Origin of the sequence: Geminocystis sp., assembly GCF_041753295.1 — a bacterium.
Lineage (GTDB): Bacteria > Cyanobacteriota > Cyanobacteriia > Cyanobacteriales > Cyanobacteriaceae > Geminocystis.
Map to the genome: position 1 here is coordinate 36,934 of NZ_JBGSUU010000036.1, position 19,542 is coordinate 56,475.

The following is a 19,542-nucleotide window of genomic DNA, read 5'->3' on the forward strand; positions in this document are numbered from 1 at the left end:
CAATTAATAATTAACAATTAAAAACCAATTATTTATGATAAAAAAAGGGGTATAAATATTTGTTTAATAATAGTGAAATTAATTTTCAGGCTGAAGAAATTGTTAACTTAGAAGTTCAACAACAAATTATTCCTATTCAACATTATTTAAGGCAACCTTTTCGTTTAGTTAAAGCTATTGCAGATGAAAAATTACTGAAAATTTTAGGAAATGATCTTTATCAATTGCAGATGAAACCTCTTAATTTTTTAGAAATTTATCATTTTCAACCTAGTGTTATTTTAAAAGTTTGGACTGGTGCAAGTGGCAATGTTTATTTAAAGTCTGAATCTTGCGAAATTAAAGGTATTGAGTATATTAATCGTCGATTTTCTCTTGATCTTAAAGGTAAATTAACTCCTGTGGAAATAGAGGGTAAAATTTGTTTACAAGGGAAGGCAAATTTAACGGTAAAAGTTGATTTACCTCCACCTTTGTGGTTAACTCCTAAAGCTATTTTACAAACTACGGGTAACAGTTTATTAAAAGGTGTATTAATGCGAATTAAACATCAATTAATGTCTCAATTATTGCAAGATTATTATAGTTTTGCTCAAGGAGAAAAAGAAAAAATATCTCATCCTCAAAGTATTTTAAAATTGTATGAAACTTAATATTTAACGTCAATAAATTATAAATTTTTTCCATAAGAGATAGAAGATGATAGTAAGAAATAACCTATTTTAAATTATCTTCGGTTTCACTATCTAAAATATTTTCTACTGTTTGATAAATAGTTTCTGCTTCTTCCCAAGAATTACCAATACTGGTTAAACCAATTTTGCCAAATTCTGATAATGCACCCATTAAATGAAATACTGTACCCGTTTTGGTGCTACTATCAAAATGTAAATGATGTTTAGCGATAATATCCATTAAATCATAAGGCAATAATCCATGATATTGAGGTTTTTGTAAATTGTCAGAAGCGATATAATATTTTTCTTTTTCTTTAGGACTATAAAACAAACCATCATCAGTATTATAGTTACCATTAGTTAAAAATTTTAATGTCATAAATGGGTGAGTTGTACCACCTTTTCTCAAATTAATTTCTATGGCATATAATAACCATTTTTTTTCTTCTTTTACAGCTAAAAAGTCCACAGAAAACCTTTCCATTGCTCCTTTTTTTGCTAATTCTAAGCCTACTTTTAAGCCTAATTCTTGTAATTGTAAACGATAATCTTCTTGGGCAGGAAAACGACAACCGAGATAAATTTGTCCATCTTCTCCTCCTAAAATTTGATCATGGGTAGAAATTATTTCAACTTTACCACTAGGAGTTATATAACCTTGCATACTAGGGGAAAATTTTATTTTTCCTTCAATAAATGCCTCGACAATTACTCCTAATTCAGGAATACGTTGACAAAAATTTATCCAAGTTTCTCCTAATCCTTGTACTTTGGCTTCATGGATAATTTGAGTAACTAAATTGTCTTTTTTTTCTAAACTTAAATCGGCGGAAAATAAACCGCTAATACCACTAACATCTAAAACTGCATTACCTTCTCCTGAAAAGCCTTCATTTAATTTTATTACTACTTTGTTTAAGTAAGATTTTCTTTCTAATAATAAAGTAATTTCTCTAATTAAATCGTTAATATTATAAACTAATTGACTGCCATCAGGATGAAGAAGATTACATTTAGCGAAAATTTTCCGACTACCTCCTTTTGATCCCCAATATAATAATTCTGGACTAGATGCTAATAATGGAATGTCTAATTTAATCGATAATTCTTGTTCTAAAATAGTTGAATTAAAACATACCATATAACTTTTGTTTGGTCGTAAAAAATGCTTAATTTTATTAATTAAACGAGGCCTTTCTAGAATTTTTTCTGTTAATGGTTTGAGTGAAGAATCATAGGTTGTTAATAATAATAAACGTTCTCTGGCATGGGAAAAAGGAATACCGGGTAATAATTGTAAATAATAATCAATAATAATAGGTGATAAAGGTTGTGCCGTGACGTAAATTAGACGAGTGAGAGGATTTCTTAAACGAATTAAAGAAAATAAAAGTCTTTCTTCATAGTGTAAAAATCCGACAACTTTTTTACCTACTTCTTGATCAATACTAAAGGAAGGAATTACTAGAATATCTTGATCATCATTTTCTAAAATATCTCCTTCTTGCCAATAATTTTTTAATTGATTTTGTAAGGTTTTAAAATGTTCTTTATCTTCAAGAGAAACAGTCATAATTTATAATAAAAATTTGAAGCATTTATTAATTTTACTCTATCAAAAAATAGTATTAATAAATTTTAAAATTACAAAAATCTTAATAATATTTATCAAAAATATACTTACTTTATAGTTAATTTATCTCCAATTTTAATTATTCCTTCATCTACTGCAATTAAATTTTGTCCAAACATAATACCATCAGAAGTATTGCGAAAAGTGCTTAAAGTTAATAACGGCTCTTTTAATGGGTTTATTGTGCCTGTTTTTTGATCTGTTGTAGTCACAATACAACGACTACAAGGTTTAACTACATCAAATTTAATTTCTCCAATTTGGATTTTTTTCCATGTATCTTCTATAAAAGGAAATTCTGTATTAACAACTATATTTGGACGAAAACAATTCATAAAAAAATGAGGTTTTTCTTCAGGATATTTATTAGTTAAACGTTGATTTAATTCCTCTAAAGAAGCCGTATTTGTTAATAAAAAAGGAAAGCCATCGGCAAAACTAACGGGTTGATTTTCTTTAATACTATAGTTAGGATTAATGCTTCTAATATAATCATCAGATTGTTGAACTAAACGACAAGAAATATCTATTTTTAAGGCTTCTTTAAACCATTTTGCCACTTCTTCCCCTTGATCAATAGCTATGGTATAATCACGCCAAACATTAACATTTACTAATTCTTTACCTATAGAAGGAGTTAATTCAAAATCTGAAATATTATTATTTTCACATCTTAAATATAATTTTTCTTCACTAATTTCTACTTGAATAGTTGCCAGTTGAGGATATTGTCTTTGAGTTAAAAATTTACCCTTTTCATCTACTAACATAAACTGACGATCATAAAATGCAGTTTCATAAAAGTTTTTTAAACCTTTCGGAGTTATTCGCGCATGGGTTAAACTAATTCCTTGACAAGATTTGATGGGATAAATAAAAATTTCAGTTACTTTCATCTTATTTATTTTGTAGGAAAATTGAGAGCAATTTACTCGAAAACTTCAGGCCATAAATCAACTATTTTAAGTTGCCAATCAGGAAATAACTCAGGAATAGTTAAAATATCATTATCTGTCAATATTTCTACTTTAGAATTAGAGCGAAAAACTTTGACAATATGTTCATCAGGATCAATAAAAATTGCCACCATTGCACCAAATTCTAAAAAATTTTTTAACTTATTCTCTAGTTTACTAACTCTATCAGAAGCGGACTTAATTTCTACTACTAAATCTGGTACAACTTCAGCATAACTACGGGGACTTACTTTCAATTTTTCAGCTTTTACAAAAGCAACATCTGGTGCTAATAAGTCTCCATTAGGCATAATAAAACCAGCGGATGAGCCTGTTACTCTTCCTAATTTACGAGGATTAACCCAATTTTTTAAATAAGTAAGAAAACCTCCGCCAACGTCTTCAGAAAGAAAATCTGATGGACTCATAATAATTATTTCTCCTTCTTTTAATTCATATTTTAAATCAGAATTTTGTTGTTGAATTTTATCAATATCCGTAATAGTTAAAGTCATTTCTTTATCCTCTTTATAGTCAATATTTATTCTATTTTAAATTAGTTATTAATGGATTATTTTTAATTTCTAAATAGATTAATAAAGCATTAATATCCGCAGGATTTACACCGCCAATTCTTGTAGCTTGTCCGATGGTTAAAGGTTTTACTTTAGTTAATTTTTCCCTTGCTTCCATGGATAAAGTTTCTATGATCATATAATCTAAATTTTCTTCTAATTTACGGTTACTATGACGAGCAACTTGATCAATTTGAGTTTGTTGTCTTTTGATATAACCAGAGTATTTAATTTCAATTTCTGCCCCTTCTTTTTCCGCTTTATTTAACTCAGGATTATGCAAGTTATATTTAACTAAATCTTCATAATGAAAACTAGGACGACGCAACAAATCTGCTAAAGTAATTGAGCCTTTTATTTTCTGTTGTGTATCAGCGATAATTTTTATGGAAACTTCTTCTTTTTCTTTAATTCTCGTCTCATATAATCTTTCTTGTTCACCAATTATATTCTTTTGTTTTCTTTGATATAACTCCCAACGGCGATCGCCTATTAAACCAATTTCTCTACCTAAAGGAGTCAAACGTTGATCTGCATTATCAGAGCGTAAAATAAGGCGATATTCCGAGCGTGAGGTTAACATTCGGTAAGGTTCACGGAGATCTTTAGTACATAAGTCATCGATTAGAGTACCAAGATAACTTTGCTCCCGTGAAAACACAATCATATCTTTATTTTGAGCAAATTTAGCGGCATTGATTCCTGCAACAATACCCTGAGCTGCTGCTTCTTCATAACCAGTTGTACCATTAATTTGTCCTGCAGAAAATAACCCCTCAATTTTTTTTGTCATCAAAGTGGGATAACATTGAGTCGCTGGTAAAAAGTCGTATTCTACAGCATAGGCAGGGCGTAACATAACACAATTTTCTAAACCGGGTAAAGTGTGTAACATTGCCAGTTGTATATTTTCAGGTAAACCAGTGGAAAAGCCTTGTATATATAATTCTGGAATGTCTCTACCTTCAGGCTCGATGAAAATTTGATGGCTTTCTTTATCGGCAAAACGAACGATTTTATCTTCAATACTAGGGCAATATCTTGGCCCTTTAGAATCGATAAAACCACCGTAAATAGGGGATAAATGTAGATTGTCTTTAATTAAAGTATGGGTTGCTTGGGTGGTACGAGTGAGATAACAGTTCATCTGTTCACGTTCGATCCATACTTCAGGATCAAAACTAAACCAACGTATTTCATCATCAGGTGGTTGTACTTCCATTTTGGAATAATCAACGGTTCTTTTGTCAACCCGTGCAGGTGTACCAGTTTTAAGTCTTCCCGTTTCAAAACCTAAATCGTTGAGGGTTTGTGTTAAACCAATAGCAGCAAATTCCCCCGCCCTTCCTGCTGCCATGGATTTACCGCCAATCCAGATTTTCCCATCTAAGAATGTGCCTGTAGTTAATACCACTGCTTTAGTTTTAAAACAACTACCGAAATAAGTTTCAACGCCGATTATTTCATCATTTTTCCCTAACACTAAATCCGTTACCATACCTTCTCGGATGGATAAATTAGGCTCATTTTCCACAATATTTTTCATCACGGCAGCATATTCTCTTTTATCGGTTTGCGCCCGTAATGCCCATACCGCAGGACCTCTTGAATTATTTAAGACTCTTTTTTGTAAGTAAGTTCTATCGGCCATTTTACCAATTTCACCCCCTAACGCATCGACTTCGTGGGTAAGTTGGGATTTAGCAGGGCCGCCTACTGCTGGATTACAAGGTTGCCACGCAATTTTATCTAAGTTAAGGGTTAACATCATGGTGCGACATCCTAATCTAGCACTAGCTAAGGCAGCTTCACAGCCTGAATGTCCTCCACCGATTATAATTACGTCAAACTCATCTTGAAATTCTACAGGGCTTTTAATGGTCATTTTTATCTATTCTCTCTACACTTTACACAAACTGAACTATAAGTATCTAACTTTCTATGATAACGTTTTCAGACAGTAATGATAGTTTAATCTTATAATAAGGTTAGCATAATTTATCTTTTCACTAATTAATTTATAATTAGAATATTTAAACCTTTAAAAAATTTATAAAATGAAGAAAAAAAATTGGGGCGACTGGTTTTTAAATGAAAAAAATTTGACTTTAACAAATAAAACTAATGACTATGAAATTGATTTAGAAACAATTAAATCAAGTGCAGATATTTTAGATTGGATTTATCAAGTTTTTAAGAAACAATGGAATGATCAACAAATAATGTATGATCTTTTATGTGCTTTTCAAGATTTGTTCAAACCACAAGTTAATTATTGTTCTTTTGGAAAGGAGAAAAAAGCGGATGGCGGACAATTAGTTAAACATTATCTCAAGAGTTAAATTGCCAGATTAATTATAATTTAAGATAATGTTTCTAAATCATTTGTGAGAATTTTCACACCCCTAACCTCCCAATTTTTTTGAGAAATTAACTGATTATTTTCTATTACTTTCTTACGACTCAAATAAGATTGCTATATAATTTACCAGCTACTAAAACCTTAGCACATACACCATTATTACACCATTCTTTTTTATCTCCATGAAAACTCAGATCTTGTAAAAGTGAATTTTTAAATTCCTCTATGGTAAAAGTTTTGTGAGGCATTCCGGGGTTTGTTTTTTCATTCTCAAGAGAAATAACGTCTTGTGAATTTAAAGGTTCTATTTTATCCGTCATAGTTGATATTCTTGTGTTAATTACTAATTTTTTTGCTTTTTATTTTAGTCTTTGATAAGCAGTAACTAATCCATTTTCATCTCCTACATTACCCGGAAATAAAACTACTGGTAAATTTGGGAAAAGATGATGATTTTTAGGTGTAATTATAACCGAACATCCTGCTAAAATTTGTCCTAATAATCTTGCTTCTTTTAAGGCTAAACCATCACTTAAAACATCATTAGAAGTTATACCACCTTTACTAATTAAAAAGCCAATATCTGAAGGTAAATTGCGCACAATATCCATCAAAACTGCTGAAACTTGTTTACCAAATTCTAGTCGAGTTTCGATGTCAGGAAAACTCAATTCTTGACGACTGGTGTAAACTACGGGAGTTAAATTGTTGTCTAAAGTTTCCGTTATTTTCGTTAATGCTGAGGTAATAATTTTTTCTCGATTTTGTAAATTATCTCTTAAAAAAGTAACATCAATTTCAATGCCAACAATATCAGATTGCTGTAATAATTGCGTTAATTGTTGAGTAGTTTTTTTGACGTGAGAACCGACTATAATAACCCCAGATTTATCAGTAGGCTTATATTTTGCCATGTTTTGTGCTTCCATGGGTTGTTTTCCTAATCCTGCCAAAGAAGTTAAAATACTGGCTGCACTACGAAAAAGGAACTTTTTGCCCTCACTAGCTACTTGGAGTAAGTCATGAGCGAATTTATCTAAATCCTGTTGATTTTCACCATCGACTACTACACATTGATTATGTTTCAAATCTCGGAGGCGGTTTTGTGTACCATTTCTAATGTCATGGAGTAAAAATCTTTCCACTTTATCGGCGGTAATTTTACCCTTGGTTTTTTCTTCCACATAATCAGGAAGATAACTATATTTATAACCAAATACTGAATCTTGAGCAAATTCTGTTTGATGTACGGGAGTTTCAACGCCGTTAACTAACAAATAATGAATAGAGTTACGGGTGATTCTTCCTCCTTCAAAAAAGGCAGGTATCAAGAAATGAGCGTCAAATTCCCCTAATTCTTGGGCGATAACGTCAGTTTCTAGGGGATAATGTCCTCTTAAAGTAGAATCTGAGCGACTTACCACTAAATACTCTTTAATACCTTCCTTGGCGATCGCCTCTTTTAAATTACGACAAACTTCTTCAGTAACTTGTTTTGCTTCTGTGGGAGTTAATGCCCTTGTGTTAGTTAAAATGAAGAAAATTGGTGCATCATCTCGTAAACCATCTCGTAAAGTTTCCACATCCCACTGCATTAATAATAAACAACTATGGACTGTTTGAGAACCAGTGGGATCATCATCTAATACAATTATTTTTGGTTGGTGATTCATAAAATTAGAAATTAGAAATTAGGAATTAGGAATTAGGAATTAGGAATTAGTAAAGAAACGGGGAATTAGGAATTAGAAGTTAGAAATTAGTAAAGAAACGGGGAATTAGTAAGAAAGAGATAAGAATAAAGTTATAACCATAAATATTTTTCTTTTTTGATGATTAATAACCAGATTTTTTAGTAATGTCAATTATTCTTTTAAAACATAACCAACGCCTCTAACGGTTTGAATGATTCTTTTTTCTTTATTTGACTCTAATTTTAACCGTAAATAACGCACATAAACCTCAATAATATTTGAATCACCTCCGAAGTCATAACCCCAAACTCTTTCTAAAATTTGATCTCTGGTTAATACTTGTCTTGGGTGAGATATTAAATATTCCATTAAGTCGTATTCTGTAGCGGTTAATTCAATTGGGCGATCGCCTCTTTTAACTTCACGGGTACGACGATTGAGAGTAAGATCCATAAATTGTAGTTGATCGGGATCTTCTTCATTACTACGACGTAAATGAGCGCGGAATCTTGCTAATAATTCTTCAATGCTAAAAGGTTTAACAATATAATCATCAGCACCAGCATCTAAACCAGCTACTCGATCACTAATTTCATCTTTAGCTGTTAATAATATAATGGGAGTTTTACTGCCCGTTAAACGCAGACGACGACAAACTTCTAACCCTGAAATACCGGGTAACATCCAATCTAACAAAATCAAATCAGCATTACATTCTCTAGCAGTGGTTAAACCAGACATACCATCATTAGCAACAATAACTTCATAACCCTCGTATTGCAATTCTAATTCTAAAAATTTTGCTAGTTTTTGTTCATCTTCTATCACTAAAATCTTATTCATAATTTCCTATCAAGTTTGATTAATAAAGGATGTGTTAGCAGACAAAATCAAGACATGATAATTAATAATTGACAACTCCTATTTCCTAAATTTTAATTTTATGGTTTACCAATGATAGAGATAATAACTAATAATTATCACACTTTTGTCCATTGTAAGTTTACTATTTTTAATTATTAATCGGTCCTAAAATATCATTTAATATTCTTAATTGCTCTGATGTACCCATACACATTAAAGAATCTCCTACTTCTAAAATACTATCGCCTGTTGGGCCTACTATTAAAATACCATCACGACGACGAATAGCTACCACTAATGCTCCTGATTTTGCTCTTAATTGAGTTTGAGCTAAAGTTTTACCGATACAAGGACAATTCTCTTGACTCAATAAACATTCTTCTAAATAATAAGCCTTTTCTTCTCCTGCAAAAATACCATCCACAAAATCCATCACCTGTGGACGTAATGCCGCCGCCGCTAATCTTTTTCCGCCAGTAATATAAGGTGACACAACAGCATCCGCTCCAGCCCTTTCTAATTTTTTAATGGCTTCTTCGGTACTAGCTCTGGCGATGGCCCGAATATTGGGATTAAGAGCTTTTGCGGACATAACAGTATATAAATTATCAGCATCAGAACTTAAAGCCGCTACAATACAGATGGCTTGATCAACTTTAGCTAATAACAAAAATTCATCTAAGGTAGCATCACCCTGAAGTACTAAATAACCCTCTTGTTGGGCTTTATCAATTTCATCTAATTCCAAATCAAGGATAATAAAAGGGATACCTTCGGCGGCAAACTCCCTCGCTACATGATTTCCCGTACGCCCGTAACCGCATAATATGTAATGGTTAGATAATTTGTCAATCACATTCTTCTTTTGTCTTAAACGAATACTTTCTCGAAAATAACCTTGTAAAAATGCCTCTGTAATCCGATTTAATAAATAACCGATGGCAATAAGTCCCATCATGATTAAAACCATGGTAAACAATCTAGATCGATCATCTAGGGGATTTATCTCCCCAAAACCAACGCTAGATAAGGTAATCATCGTCATATAAGCTGAATCTATTAATGACCACTTTTCGACTAACCAAAACCATAAAGTACCCATCAGAAAAACAGTTACTAATAGTAGTGAGGCCGCAAAAAGTTCTCTCCTTAACCTTAGATAGTTTTTTTCTAAAGTATATTTACTAACTTTCGGTTTTTTAAAAAAAATTTTTTCTACTCCTATTCAATGAATGTACACCGTTGTTAGTCCATAAATTAGTATTGAAACCTCACAAAAATGTTTATTTTGAGTAACTTTGAGTTTCTGATCTAATTTTAATATTTACAACGGAAATTTTCTTAAAAATTAAATATCAATTAATGATGACATAAAAAGATAATTAAATCTTATATCATTAATTAATGTCATGATTTCTTAATATAACGATCCCTATAATCCATATCTTTGGTTAATTAAGTAAAAATAAGAGGTTATACCCCTTGACAAATAAGGGTTAGATTTTGTTACATAAGGTTAAGTAATTGATCCCTGTGGAGAGGGGAAATAAATTTAAGCCTTGAAAGGTTTATCTAAACCGACTTAGCAACAAAAAATTATGATGACTTGACTGTTGATCAATAAAAGTAAAAAGATTTAATCTTATGTCCAAACAACGACCACCTTTAGAGGAAATGACCTTACGGCAACTAAGAAAAGTCGCTAGTTTGCTCTGCATTCCTCGTTATAGCAGAATGCGCAAAGCACAATTATTCAGTGCCATTCAATTAAAACAAGACGAAAATATTTCAATAAATAACATAAATTCTAATAATCAAATAAACTTATCAAATCAACAAGATACTAAGGAGACATCAAAAATGGAAGCATCTAAATTTGAAGTAGGACAAGAAGACTTAACTGGTGGTCCCCTTGCAGACGTAGATTACGGTATGGGAGAATTACCCGATGGTTACGGTGCAAGTCGAATTGTTTTAATGCCTCGTGATCCCCAATGGGCTTATACTTACTGGGATATATCCAACGAGAAAAAAGAAGAATTACGTCGTCAAGGAGGGCAACAGTTAGCTTTACGTTTATATGATGTTACTGATATTGATTTAAACCACCAAAATCCTCACAATATCCAAGAATATCTTTGCGATGAGTTAGCTCGTGAATGGTATTTACCTCTTCCTGTAAGCGACAGAGATTATATCATTGACATCGGTTATCGTTGTTTTGACGGACGTTGGTTAGTTTTGGCTCGTTCAATTCCTGTAAGAGTACCTCCTGTTTATCCTAGCGATTGGGTAGAAGATGTATTTGTAACAGTACCTTGGGAAGAAGATTTAAAAACAAAAACTGTTTATACATTAACTCCTCCAGCCAAAAAAGCAGCATTAGCCGCACAAAAACAACAACTACAACAGCAATTACAACAAAATACTTATCATAATCAAATTCATGGTGAAATTTTCGGTTTAGCTCATGGTGTTGAAGCTCAAAGAGTAGCCGGTTCACTTTATGGTAGTATGCAACAAGTTCCTAGTTCGATGATCCCTGAAAATACTCTTAGTTCTTATGTATTTCCTTCTGGAGTCGGAATGTGGGCAACTACAGGAGGCTTCGCTTCAGGATCTGGATCTGGTTTCGGAGTAGCTTCAGCTTATAATCTTGGTTTAGCTTCAGGCTCAGGCGGTGGATTTTCTGCCGATGCAATTCCTAATAAACCTCGTAAATTCTGGTTAGTAGCCGATGCTGAGTTAATCGTTTATGGTGCTACAGAGCCTGATGCAAAAGTAACCATTGGCGGTAGAGAAATCAAGTTAAATCCTGATGGTACTTTCCGTTTCCAGATGTCATTCCAAGACGGTAATATTGATTATCCTATTGTTGCGGTAGCTGCTGATGGCGAACAAACTCGCTCGGTACACATGACTTTTGACCGTCAAACTCCTTCTCGTAATACAAATACCAAAGAAGAAGCCGTTTTAGAGTGGTTTCCTCCTGTGAGATAAAAACTTTCCCTTCAAGTAGGATTTTTTCAAAGTCGGGGTTAATAGACCTCTTGCAAAATAAAAAGTAAAATCTATTTTAGGATGGAAAACGTTAATTTCTTAACTCATTACTCATTACTTATTACTTATTACTCTACTTCTGCAAGAAGTCTAATTTGTTTAACCCTTACTCTCCTTACTAGAGTATCCAAAAAGTGTCAATTTCATTAATTTTCAAAGATTAACTATAAAAACTGAAAACTAACATTCTGTTGAAATTGATAATTTGTTCTTCCATATTGAGTTTAACTTTTTCCCACCACTAGATTTAATAAAAAGTACTGTAAAATAGAGAAGATAAAACAAGATTTGAGAATAATGAACTTAGATCAACAATTACGAAATTTGATTAACGAAGCCCCTGAGTATGGAGTTCCTGCTATTATTATGGAACATGGAGTTATCCCCGTAATCAGTGCTTATGCCCATCAGTTAGATTACAGCAAATATTATTTAAGACAAACCCTTGAGAATAATTTAGTTTTAACGATTTTAGGCACGGATAAACATCCTGAAGTAGAAAAAAGAGTAATTTATGCTTTCCCGACAGTAGAAGATGCCGCTAAATTTCCTGATACGAAAATTAATGATGCTAATGTCATCGCCCAAGAAATTCCCGTTAGTCAAATATTATTTCAAATGTTTACGATGAAAGAAGTTGATAGCGTTATTTTTGTAGAAAAACCAGAAAACTATCAACAGAGTAAAGAAATTTTTTGTAATAAGTTACAATCAGCTATTCAACATAACTTGACTAATTTAATTAATAGTAATTCCTTTAATCAGTTAGTTGTTTAATCAGTTCAATTAAGGCTCATATTGCCAATCTAAATCAAATTGATACCTTTCTTTCGCTCTTTTATCACAGTAATTTACTAAATTTTCTAACTCTTTAGGTAAATCTACGGCGATGATTTTACCACCAATTTGATCAAATTCCTCGTTAGTAGAAGTACGCCAAATCTGTTGTACTTTAATTCTAATATCAGCACCAATAATTTTATCCTCTCTTGCCTGAGTTAAAATTAACTCAAATTCTGATGGAGGAATAAAATCTTTATTAATAATTATCTGAATACCAGTGAGAGTTAAATCCAGAGTAAATCCTAAAAATTTACCCTCACAATCTAACACCCTACAAACAGCAAGAATACGACGAAAAGCTCTTTGATCATTAATTTGAACCATAATTGAATGACTCCAGTATCTGATTTTTAGTTGTAATCATAAAATTTTTTGATAAGCTAAAACCCATTTTAAAAAATTGGTGAAAATGCTTTAAGATATAACCTATAGCCGTGATTATCCAAATACTCTTTTGTTGAGCTCTAGCTTACTAATATTTTTATTGTAACTCGGAAGGTTCAATAACTTTCTCTTGAACTTCATTGTTAACTGTTGGTGTTGGTTGAGACTCTTTGATGGGAGTTGATTTTTCTACCTCAGAGGGTTTTTCTACTTCAGGAGATTTTTCTACGGATTCTGACTTATTCTCTACAGGTGCTTTTATTTCTAAAGTTTTTTGCTCTTTTGCTGGTGGTTGTACTACAGGAGCAGGAGATAATTGATCTGGTTTTGGCACAATAGGATTAGAAACAGCATCAGGTTTCTTGTTAAAAATGTCTCTTGGGGTTGGAGTCTGAGGTGTTGATGGAGGTATAGGAGAATTTTCTATAGGGGTTTTTATTGATGGTGTAACGATAGAATTGGGTTGAGACGGAGTGATATTAGGAGTAGGGGAGGAAGTTTCTCCTAAATTAGAAAGAGAAAGAGAAGGACAAATTTGCGAATCATAGTTAAAATTCACATACACATGATATGACTGATTACTACCGCTATCATTAGCAAAATTGCGACTTTGAATTTGTCTCAAGGCTTGATTATTAAATAGAGGATAACCTGAACTTTTTATCAGTTGTGTATTAATTACATTTCCCGTAGAATTAACCGTAACCCCATAGGTAGCCGTACCTTCTAATTTACCGATACAAGCATCTTTAGGGTATATTCCAGCAAAAGAAAGTTGCTTTGGAGTAACTGTTTGTACTTCTTTAGCCCAAGCGACATAATTTTTTCTAGCATCTTCATCGCTGGTATTTTCTGATTGTTGTTGTATATTTGCCGCAATATTATTTCTAAATTGTGCTTCGGAAGGGGGAATAATTGTTATGTTGCCGTTACTATCAGTTTGTGTATAGGTTTGATTAATTCTACCGTTAATTATATCCCTAGGATTAGCGGTGATTTGCATTTCAGAATTAGCGAATATTTTTTGTCTAATTTCCTGATTGACTTCTTCTTGAGGATCGGCGGTTACATCAATAACTCTACCATTGACAGGAGTATTAAAATCAATATTTGGTGGTGATGTAGCAATGGTATTTTGATTAAGGGGTGGTGGTGGCGGTAAATAACTAGAAGTAGAATTACTAGGAGGATTATAAGAATAATCAACGGGAGGATAATTACTAGATGAAGAGTAAGGAGAAGGAGAAAAAGATACAGGAGGAAGGGAAGGAGGTGACGGTAAATTCATAAATACACTACTATCAAAATTTGGCGGCGGAAAACCACTATTATCTGTAGGTATGGGAGGAATATTTATCTCATTTAAAGACGGTAATTGTTGGCTTGTCGTAGGAAGGGGGTTAATGGTATCCCAATTAAAAGAATTTTGGGGGTTTAAATTTGGTAGGCGAGTTTGTTCGATAGAGTTAAGTTGAACTACTGATGTACTTCCAAGATTATTTGTATTATTATCAGATTTACTTTGATGATTCCACTGAGGAAAAATGAGGCTAAAAAATAAACCATGGGCAGTAATCGATCCTAAAAGTGGCCAGTTTATTTCTTTTATAATTTTATTTGCTTGGGAAGATAATATATTAGAACTTGTAGTAGTTACCATAATCGATCTCAATTCTTTTTCTTTCGTATTGTATCAACTTTATTAGAAGTCGGTGGGAAATAAATAATTAGAGTTAGGAGATAAAAGGAAACGGGGAGATAGGAATTTGCTTCTTTATTTATATTACCAGTGATCAAATATATCTTTGATTAAAATTTCTTCTATGACAATTTGACTAATAATTATTAATGGTAAGGCTAAAAATAATCCTAATAAACCGAAAAAATTAGCAAAAATGACTTCTCCGATAATCACATTAGCAGGAATTAGCATAACTCTATTATTTCTTAATTTAGGAATAATAATTCTATCAATAATTTGATAAATAGCAATATATATTATTAGAACAAGCCAAGGTTTCCACCAAGAAGAAAGAAAGGCGATCGCCATAGGTGAAATAACGCTGATACTAGGACCAATATAAGGGGTAAAAGCTAAAATACCAGCTAGTAATGCTTGAGCGGAAACTACGGGCACTTGAAGAATTAATAAAGAGAAAAAACTTAAAATAATCACACTAATAATTTTAATAAAAGTGTCGGCTAACCATTCTTCTAATTCATTTTTTGATCTATCTAAAATAGTATTAATTCTAGGTCGATAAAAATTAGGAAATAACCGAATAAAACCTTGTTTATAGGGTAATGGTTCAGCAAGGATCATAAAAGTTAAGGCTAATAATAATAATCCACTTAATAAAGCACCAAAAAAACCAAATATAACATTAAATCCTTTTTGTAATAAGCTATTAAAAAAAGGTTGAAATTGAATTAAAAGATCGTTTAAATTTGGTAAGGAGTTATTAAAATCAGGGGATAAATAATCTTTAATTTTGTTTAATTCTGAGATTAATTTATTAATTCCTTGAGGTAAAAGAGTAAATAATTCTTCAAATTGTGATAAAAGAGAAGGAACAACAAGGATAACAAATAACGTAATAATGATAAACACCGATAAGATAGCTAATAAGAGAGCATAATTCCTTTTAATTCCTAAATTGACCAGTTTTTTAACGAAAATACTTAAAATTAAAACAAAAACAATAGCCGTTAAAACTAAGAGTAATATTTGCTTTATTTGCCAGATAATATAAATAAAAATTATGACAAAACTAAAACTAATCCATTTAGCAAAATTCATCATTAATTGACCTTATTTTTACTAAAGTTTAATATCTTTTCTTTGCCTTTGAAATAAAATAATAAATAAAATAATTACGGGAGAAAAAATAATTATCGGTGCAAGATACGTTTGTTTTTGAATCAATAAATTATCTAAACCATATTTTATTAAAACTGAAATAATACTCGATAATAATAAAACTTTAAATAAAAACAATACTTGATTTTTTACTAACATATAAACTCTCCTTTAATGAGGAATAATAAAATTTATTTCTTCAATAATTAATTAAACAATTTAGGTAGTCGAGATTATGGTAATTATTATTTTTCCCTCAACCTAATTGCGAATTTCGTTACTGTAATTTCTTTTTAATGAAAGAGATAAGTTGATTTACTTGTTTCTTCAATTGCCCTACTTCTGATTCTAAATGAGTAACTTTTGATTGCAATTGTTCGATTTGTGCATTATTTACACTATCAACTGAAACTTTATTTAAAGTTGTTTTATTACGACTTGTTAAATGTGCTAGTTTTTTCGATTTTTCCATGGAATCTCGAATACCCTGAATCAACTGTTTTTGATCAAAGGGTTTTTCTAAAAAGGAAAAAAATTCAAAAGGTTCTGAAATTTTGTCTGTTACTTCATCTTTTCTACCGGACATCAAAAGTAACGGAATTGCTTTTAAATTAGGATCTTTTTGTATATTTTGATATACTTCCCAACCGCTCATTTTCGGTAAAAAGAAGTCTAACATAATTAAATCAGGATCAGAACTATGAATTAATTCCATACCTTGAAGACCATCTTTAGCTTCTACCACATCAAATTTACCCGGCGGTAACATATCTTTTACAGTTCTTCTAATGACCATACTGTCATCAATAACTAAAATTTTGTGATTTGCCACAATCAAACTCCTTGCAAAAAATAAAAACCTTAATTCTATTAAGTATATTAAACTATGATCAAAAATATTTATTTTCTCTGATTCTGTATTCTTTTGTTATGACTAATATTACTTCCCCTTCCTCTGATTTAATAAGTCTTCCTTCTTGGTTGCGATCGCCCATTGGTAAAGCCTCAGAAATTTCTCAAGTGCAAAAAATCATCAAAAATAGCCAAATTCACACTATTTGTGAAGAAGGACGTTGCCCCAATCGAGGAGAATGTTATAGTCAAGGTACGGCTACTTTTTTGTTAATGGGAGCAATTTGTACTCGAAGTTGTGCATTTTGTCAAGTAGATAAAGGTCATGCACCAATGGCTTTAGATGAAAATGAGCCACAAAAAGTTGCTGAAGCGGTAAAAATATTACAACTAAGATACGTTGTTTTAACCTCCGTAACCAGAGATGATTTAAAAGACGGTGGAGCATTTTGGTTTGTGAAGGTAATGGAGGCAATTCGCAACATTAACCCTACCACGGAAATTGAAGTATTAACCCCCGATTTTGGCACGGGCAAAGATGCTTTTAATCAACAAAGAGAAAGTATCAAAACCATTGTCAACGCAAAACCAGCTTGTTATAATCACAATATCGAAACCGTTGCCAGATTACAAAATTCCGTAAGACGTGGTGCAAAATATCATCGCTCCTTGAATGTTCTTGCTATGGTCAAAGAATTAGATCCTTCTATCCCTACTAAATCTGGTTTAATGTTAGGATTAGGGGAAACTAAAGAAGAAATTATTACTACTCTTCATGATTTAAGACGTATTCATTGCGATCGCCTGACATTAGGTCAATATTTACGCCCTTCCTTAGAACATTTACCCGTACAAAAATACTGGACTCCTGAAGAATTTGAAGAATTAGGCAACATTGCTTCTTCTTTAGGATTTAATCATGTGCGTAGTGGGCCATTAGTAAGAAGTTCATACCATGCTGGAATTGACCATTAATAAATGTTTATCCTTAATAATTGGTGCATTTTTATCATCAGCAAAATTACGATATTTTACCCTCAAATCTTGTAAATCAATAGTCATTGTTGTGCGTAAAAGAGGTTCTTTTTTACTGTTAAAATCAGGAACATATAAATAACTAATACGGGGAATATTAAAGTAAAATCTGATTAAATTTGCTCCTTCCATTCTGCCGATAGTACGACTAGCACACCCTTCATATAAACGCAATAAAGTTGGTAAAGAATCTAACATATTTAGATGAATTAAACAACTTTTTTCAAAGATTTTCCCTACTTTTAACTCTTGACAAATTCCCTTAATTATATCTAAATTGCGGAGAGTAATTAACATTTCATCCGCTAAAAAACAAGCAGCTTGATAATTGCCAAATAAGTGTTTTATATCCGCTTTTAAAACAGGAGATAACTGACGAATATTTGGACGATTTCCAAACCGACTTAAAGCTAAATATAATAATATATCTTGACGGCGTTGATCTGCAATATTATCCCATTCTGATTCATTGGTTACTTGTAAAATTACTTTAAATGCTTGTTTAAAAGAGCGAAATTCTGTCTTAATTTCTGTCTCTTGAGTTAACTCCCCTTTTTCTGGTAATCTCCCTCTTTCCGTATAAAAATTCATTAATGGAGTTAATAATTCTTGATAATCAGCAAATTTTTTGACAGGTAATAAAATTCGAGGGGTTTTTACCTTAGAATGAAAGCGAGAAGCACGAAAATTATTAGCTTTTTCCTCATCTCTAAAAACAAAATAAATACCTAATCCTGCTGGTATTGCTTCTTTATTTAATACTTGTTCAATATAAGTTTTTAATTCCTCTTGTTCATAGTATTTTTGAAAAGTATTTCTTTCCGTTATTATACCATCTCCATAAACCATAAAACCTTTTTGTCTATCATCAATTAATACCTGTGCTGCCACAATTAAAACTTGGTTTGTTAATGACCATGCTTTGACTAAAGATTCTCGTCTTTCCGCTACATTTTCAATCACATTAATAATATAACCTAAGTTAACAATATCAGCTTTTTGAAATATATTATTTGGCTGATAATAAAGATCCCAACCATTACTTTTATAACCTTTTTCTGCCATAATTTTAACATCTAAACCATGACCACATCCATAGTCAAAAAAAGTAGTTTCGTCAGAAAATAAACCAGCTTCTAAAGCTAAATTAACAGGGCGAGAAAGTCGATTTCGATGAATAGCAGCTTTATGACGGTCAATTTTTATAAATTCTTCAGGATTATTATTAATATTACAAACTAAATTATGATCAATAAAAGTTAAAGAATGATCAGTTAATAATTGTTGCCATTCTGTTTGTGTACCTATGTAACGACTATTATCTAATAAGCCTAATTGTTCTTCAATATTGGTTAAGTGTTTAAATTTAAAATAATCTGGATATTCAACCCTAACAAAAGTTTCTTTTCGATGTAAAAGAGGTGGATTATTTGATTGATTATAATGAATAATTTTACTGGTTTTCTCTACTATATTAACTACAATACTTTTAACTAGAGGAGGATGAGGATTACTGTCAAAATCAGGATAATAAAGATAAGATATTTTTGCTTCTTCTAGGTTAAATTTAACGAGGGTAAAATCATTAATATTGTTAACTAATTTTCTCCCTTCTTCTTCGTATTTTTGGAGAATATTATCCAAATAAGTTAAAGTCGAAATATGCACATAAAGATTATTAGGAAGATGTTTTCCTATGATACTTTGACGAGCAGTATTAAAGATTTCCTCAAAGTTATTTATCATA

General features: G+C 31.6%; 19 protein-coding genes. 5 read left to right on the forward strand and 14 right to left on the reverse strand.

Features of this window, described 5'->3' with window-relative positions; translation table 11 throughout:
- Positions 1–59: 59 nt before the first annotated feature.
- Positions 60–653, forward strand: a complete 594-nt coding sequence (locus ACEW8E_RS02855; protein ID WP_373478824.1) for a DUF1997 domain-containing protein — start codon at positions 60–62, stop codon at positions 651–653.
- 64 nt (positions 654–717) lie between these two features.
- Here the strand turns inward: ACEW8E_RS02855 and ACEW8E_RS02860 are convergent, their stop codons facing one another.
- From ACEW8E_RS02860 to mnmG, 4 genes are all read right to left on the reverse strand, one after another.
- Positions 718–2,250 carry a peptide ligase PGM1-related protein gene (locus tag ACEW8E_RS02860; protein ID WP_373478825.1) on the reverse strand — a complete coding sequence of 511 codons (1,533 nt, stop codon included), beginning with the start codon at positions 2,248–2,250 and terminating at the stop codon, positions 718–720.
- 107 nt (positions 2,251–2,357) lie between these two features.
- Complete coding sequence (locus ACEW8E_RS02865; RefSeq protein ID WP_373478826.1) at positions 2,358–3,206, reverse strand: MOSC domain-containing protein; 849 nt, start codon at positions 3,204–3,206, stop codon at positions 2,358–2,360.
- A 32-nt stretch (positions 3,207–3,238) separates the two neighbouring features.
- A complete protein-coding gene (locus tag ACEW8E_RS02870; RefSeq protein WP_373478827.1) occupies positions 3,239–3,781 on the reverse strand; it encodes a Uma2 family endonuclease in 543 nt (180 codons plus the stop codon).
- Positions 3,782–3,812: 31 nt separating this feature from the next.
- Positions 3,813–5,726 carry a tRNA uridine-5-carboxymethylaminomethyl(34) synthesis enzyme MnmG gene (mnmG, locus tag ACEW8E_RS02875; RefSeq protein WP_373478828.1) on the reverse strand — a complete coding sequence of 638 codons (1,914 nt, stop codon included), beginning with the start codon at positions 5,724–5,726 and terminating at the stop codon, positions 3,813–3,815.
- Between the two features lie 172 nt (positions 5,727–5,898).
- Between mnmG and ACEW8E_RS02880 the strand changes: the two genes are divergently transcribed.
- A complete protein-coding gene (locus ACEW8E_RS02880; RefSeq protein ID WP_373478829.1) occupies positions 5,899–6,183 on the forward strand; it encodes a hypothetical protein in 285 nt (94 codons plus the stop codon).
- A gap of 121 nt (positions 6,184–6,304) precedes the next feature.
- On the opposite strand, the gene ACEW8E_RS02885 is transcribed toward ACEW8E_RS02880, so the two are convergent.
- The 4 genes from ACEW8E_RS02885 to ACEW8E_RS02900 all read right to left on the reverse strand — a co-directional run bounded on the left by ACEW8E_RS02885 (position 6,305) and on the right by ACEW8E_RS02900 (position 9,971).
- Entirely contained in the window at positions 6,305–6,523 is a 219-nt protein-coding gene (locus ACEW8E_RS02885; RefSeq protein ID WP_373478830.1) for a hypothetical protein, read from the reverse strand.
- A 39-nt stretch (positions 6,524–6,562) separates the two neighbouring features.
- Positions 6,563–7,876: a four-carbon acid sugar kinase family protein gene (locus ACEW8E_RS02890; protein WP_373478831.1), complete on the reverse strand. Its 1,314-nt coding sequence runs from the start codon at positions 7,874–7,876 to the stop codon at positions 6,563–6,565.
- Positions 7,877–8,068: 192 nt separating this feature from the next.
- The gene (locus tag ACEW8E_RS02895) at positions 8,069–8,740 is read right to left on the reverse strand and encodes a response regulator transcription factor (protein WP_373478832.1); all 672 of its coding nucleotides are present in this window, start codon (positions 8,738–8,740) and stop codon (positions 8,069–8,071) included.
- Between the two features lie 169 nt (positions 8,741–8,909).
- Entirely contained in the window at positions 8,910–9,971 is a 1,062-nt protein-coding gene (locus ACEW8E_RS02900) for a TrkA family potassium uptake protein (RefSeq protein WP_373478963.1), read from the reverse strand.
- Positions 9,972–10,405: 434 nt separating this feature from the next.
- Between ACEW8E_RS02900 and ACEW8E_RS02905 the strand changes: the two genes are divergently transcribed.
- Together ACEW8E_RS02905 and ACEW8E_RS02910 are read left to right on the forward strand one after the other, a co-directional pair.
- Complete coding sequence (locus tag ACEW8E_RS02905) at positions 10,406–11,761, forward strand: DUF4912 domain-containing protein (protein ID WP_373478833.1); 1,356 nt, start codon at positions 10,406–10,408, stop codon at positions 11,759–11,761.
- Positions 11,762–12,118: 357 nt separating this feature from the next.
- Positions 12,119–12,598, forward strand: a complete 480-nt coding sequence (locus ACEW8E_RS02910; protein ID WP_373478834.1) for a hypothetical protein — start codon at positions 12,119–12,121, stop codon at positions 12,596–12,598.
- A 9-nt stretch (positions 12,599–12,607) separates the two neighbouring features.
- Here the strand turns inward: ACEW8E_RS02910 and ACEW8E_RS02915 are convergent, their stop codons facing one another.
- From ACEW8E_RS02915 to ACEW8E_RS02935, 5 genes are all read right to left on the reverse strand, one after another.
- Entirely contained in the window at positions 12,608–12,988 is a 381-nt protein-coding gene (locus tag ACEW8E_RS02915; RefSeq protein WP_373478835.1) for a PilZ domain-containing protein, read from the reverse strand.
- Between the two features lie 157 nt (positions 12,989–13,145).
- Positions 13,146–14,708 (reverse strand): TonB family protein, encoded by a 1,563-nt coding sequence (locus tag ACEW8E_RS02920; RefSeq protein ID WP_373478836.1) that lies wholly within the window; start codon positions 14,706–14,708, stop codon positions 13,146–13,148.
- Between the two features lie 123 nt (positions 14,709–14,831).
- Entirely contained in the window at positions 14,832–15,851 is a 1,020-nt protein-coding gene (locus tag ACEW8E_RS02925; protein WP_373478837.1) for an AI-2E family transporter, read from the reverse strand.
- Between the two features lie 18 nt (positions 15,852–15,869).
- Positions 15,870–16,067 (reverse strand): hypothetical protein, encoded by a 198-nt coding sequence (locus ACEW8E_RS02930; RefSeq protein WP_373478838.1) that lies wholly within the window; start codon positions 16,065–16,067, stop codon positions 15,870–15,872.
- Positions 16,068–16,185: 118 nt separating this feature from the next.
- Positions 16,186–16,740 carry a response regulator gene (locus tag ACEW8E_RS02935; protein ID WP_373478839.1) on the reverse strand — a complete coding sequence of 185 codons (555 nt, stop codon included), beginning with the start codon at positions 16,738–16,740 and terminating at the stop codon, positions 16,186–16,188.
- 98 nt (positions 16,741–16,838) lie between these two features.
- On the opposite strand from ACEW8E_RS02935, the gene lipA reads away from it, so the two are divergent.
- On the forward strand, positions 16,839–17,735 hold the full coding sequence (gene lipA, locus ACEW8E_RS02940; RefSeq protein WP_373478840.1) for a lipoyl synthase: 897 nt from the start codon (positions 16,839–16,841) through the stop codon (positions 17,733–17,735).
- On the opposite strand, the gene ACEW8E_RS02945 is transcribed toward lipA, so the two are convergent.
- Positions 17,709–19,541 carry a DNA phosphorothioation-associated putative methyltransferase gene (locus ACEW8E_RS02945; protein WP_373478841.1) on the reverse strand — a complete coding sequence of 611 codons (1,833 nt, stop codon included), beginning with the start codon at positions 19,539–19,541 and terminating at the stop codon, positions 17,709–17,711. The two genes, lipA and ACEW8E_RS02945, sit on opposite strands and share 27 nt — an antisense overlap.
- Between the last annotated feature and the right edge of the window lies 1 nt (position 19,542).

Bases quoted from the DNA above. Each gene is read 5' to 3' on its own strand.
- ACEW8E_RS02870 (WP_373478827.1), bottom strand. From the start codon at position 3,781: ATGACTTTAACTATTACGGATATTGATAAAATTCAACAACAAAATTCT.
- ACEW8E_RS02860 (WP_373478825.1), bottom strand. From the start codon at position 2,250: ATGACTGTTTCTCTTGAAGATAAAGAACATTTTAAAACCTTACAAAAT.
- ACEW8E_RS02890 (WP_373478831.1), bottom strand. From the start codon at position 7,876: ATGAATCACCAACCAAAAATAATTGTATTAGATGATGATCCCACTGGT.
- ACEW8E_RS02865 (WP_373478826.1), bottom strand. From the start codon at position 3,206: ATGAAAGTAACTGAAATTTTTATTTATCCCATCAAATCTTGTCAAGGA.
- ACEW8E_RS02880 (WP_373478829.1), top strand. From the start codon at position 5,899: ATGAAGAAAAAAAATTGGGGCGACTGGTTTTTAAATGAAAAAAATTTG.
- ACEW8E_RS02915 (WP_373478835.1), bottom strand. From the start codon at position 12,988: ATGGTTCAAATTAATGATCAAAGAGCTTTTCGTCGTATTCTTGCTGTT.
- ACEW8E_RS02895 (WP_373478832.1), bottom strand. From the start codon at position 8,740: ATGAATAAGATTTTAGTGATAGAAGATGAACAAAAACTAGCAAAATTT.
- ACEW8E_RS02920 (WP_373478836.1), bottom strand. From the start codon at position 14,708: ATGGTAACTACTACAAGTTCTAATATATTATCTTCCCAAGCAAATAAA.
- ACEW8E_RS02910 (WP_373478834.1), top strand. From the start codon at position 12,119: ATGAACTTAGATCAACAATTACGAAATTTGATTAACGAAGCCCCTGAG.
- ACEW8E_RS02925 (WP_373478837.1), bottom strand. From the start codon at position 15,851: ATGATGAATTTTGCTAAATGGATTAGTTTTAGTTTTGTCATAATTTTT.
- ACEW8E_RS02885 (WP_373478830.1), bottom strand. From the start codon at position 6,523: ATGACGGATAAAATAGAACCTTTAAATTCACAAGACGTTATTTCTCTT.
- ACEW8E_RS02905 (WP_373478833.1), top strand. From the start codon at position 10,406: ATGTCCAAACAACGACCACCTTTAGAGGAAATGACCTTACGGCAACTA.
- mnmG (WP_373478828.1), bottom strand. From the start codon at position 5,726: ATGACCATTAAAAGCCCTGTAGAATTTCAAGATGAGTTTGACGTAATT.
- ACEW8E_RS02945 (WP_373478841.1), bottom strand. From the start codon at position 19,541: ATGATAAATAACTTTGAGGAAATCTTTAATACTGCTCGTCAAAGTATC.
- ACEW8E_RS02930 (WP_373478838.1), bottom strand. From the start codon at position 16,067: ATGTTAGTAAAAAATCAAGTATTGTTTTTATTTAAAGTTTTATTATTA.
- lipA (WP_373478840.1), top strand. From the start codon at position 16,839: ATGACTAATATTACTTCCCCTTCCTCTGATTTAATAAGTCTTCCTTCT.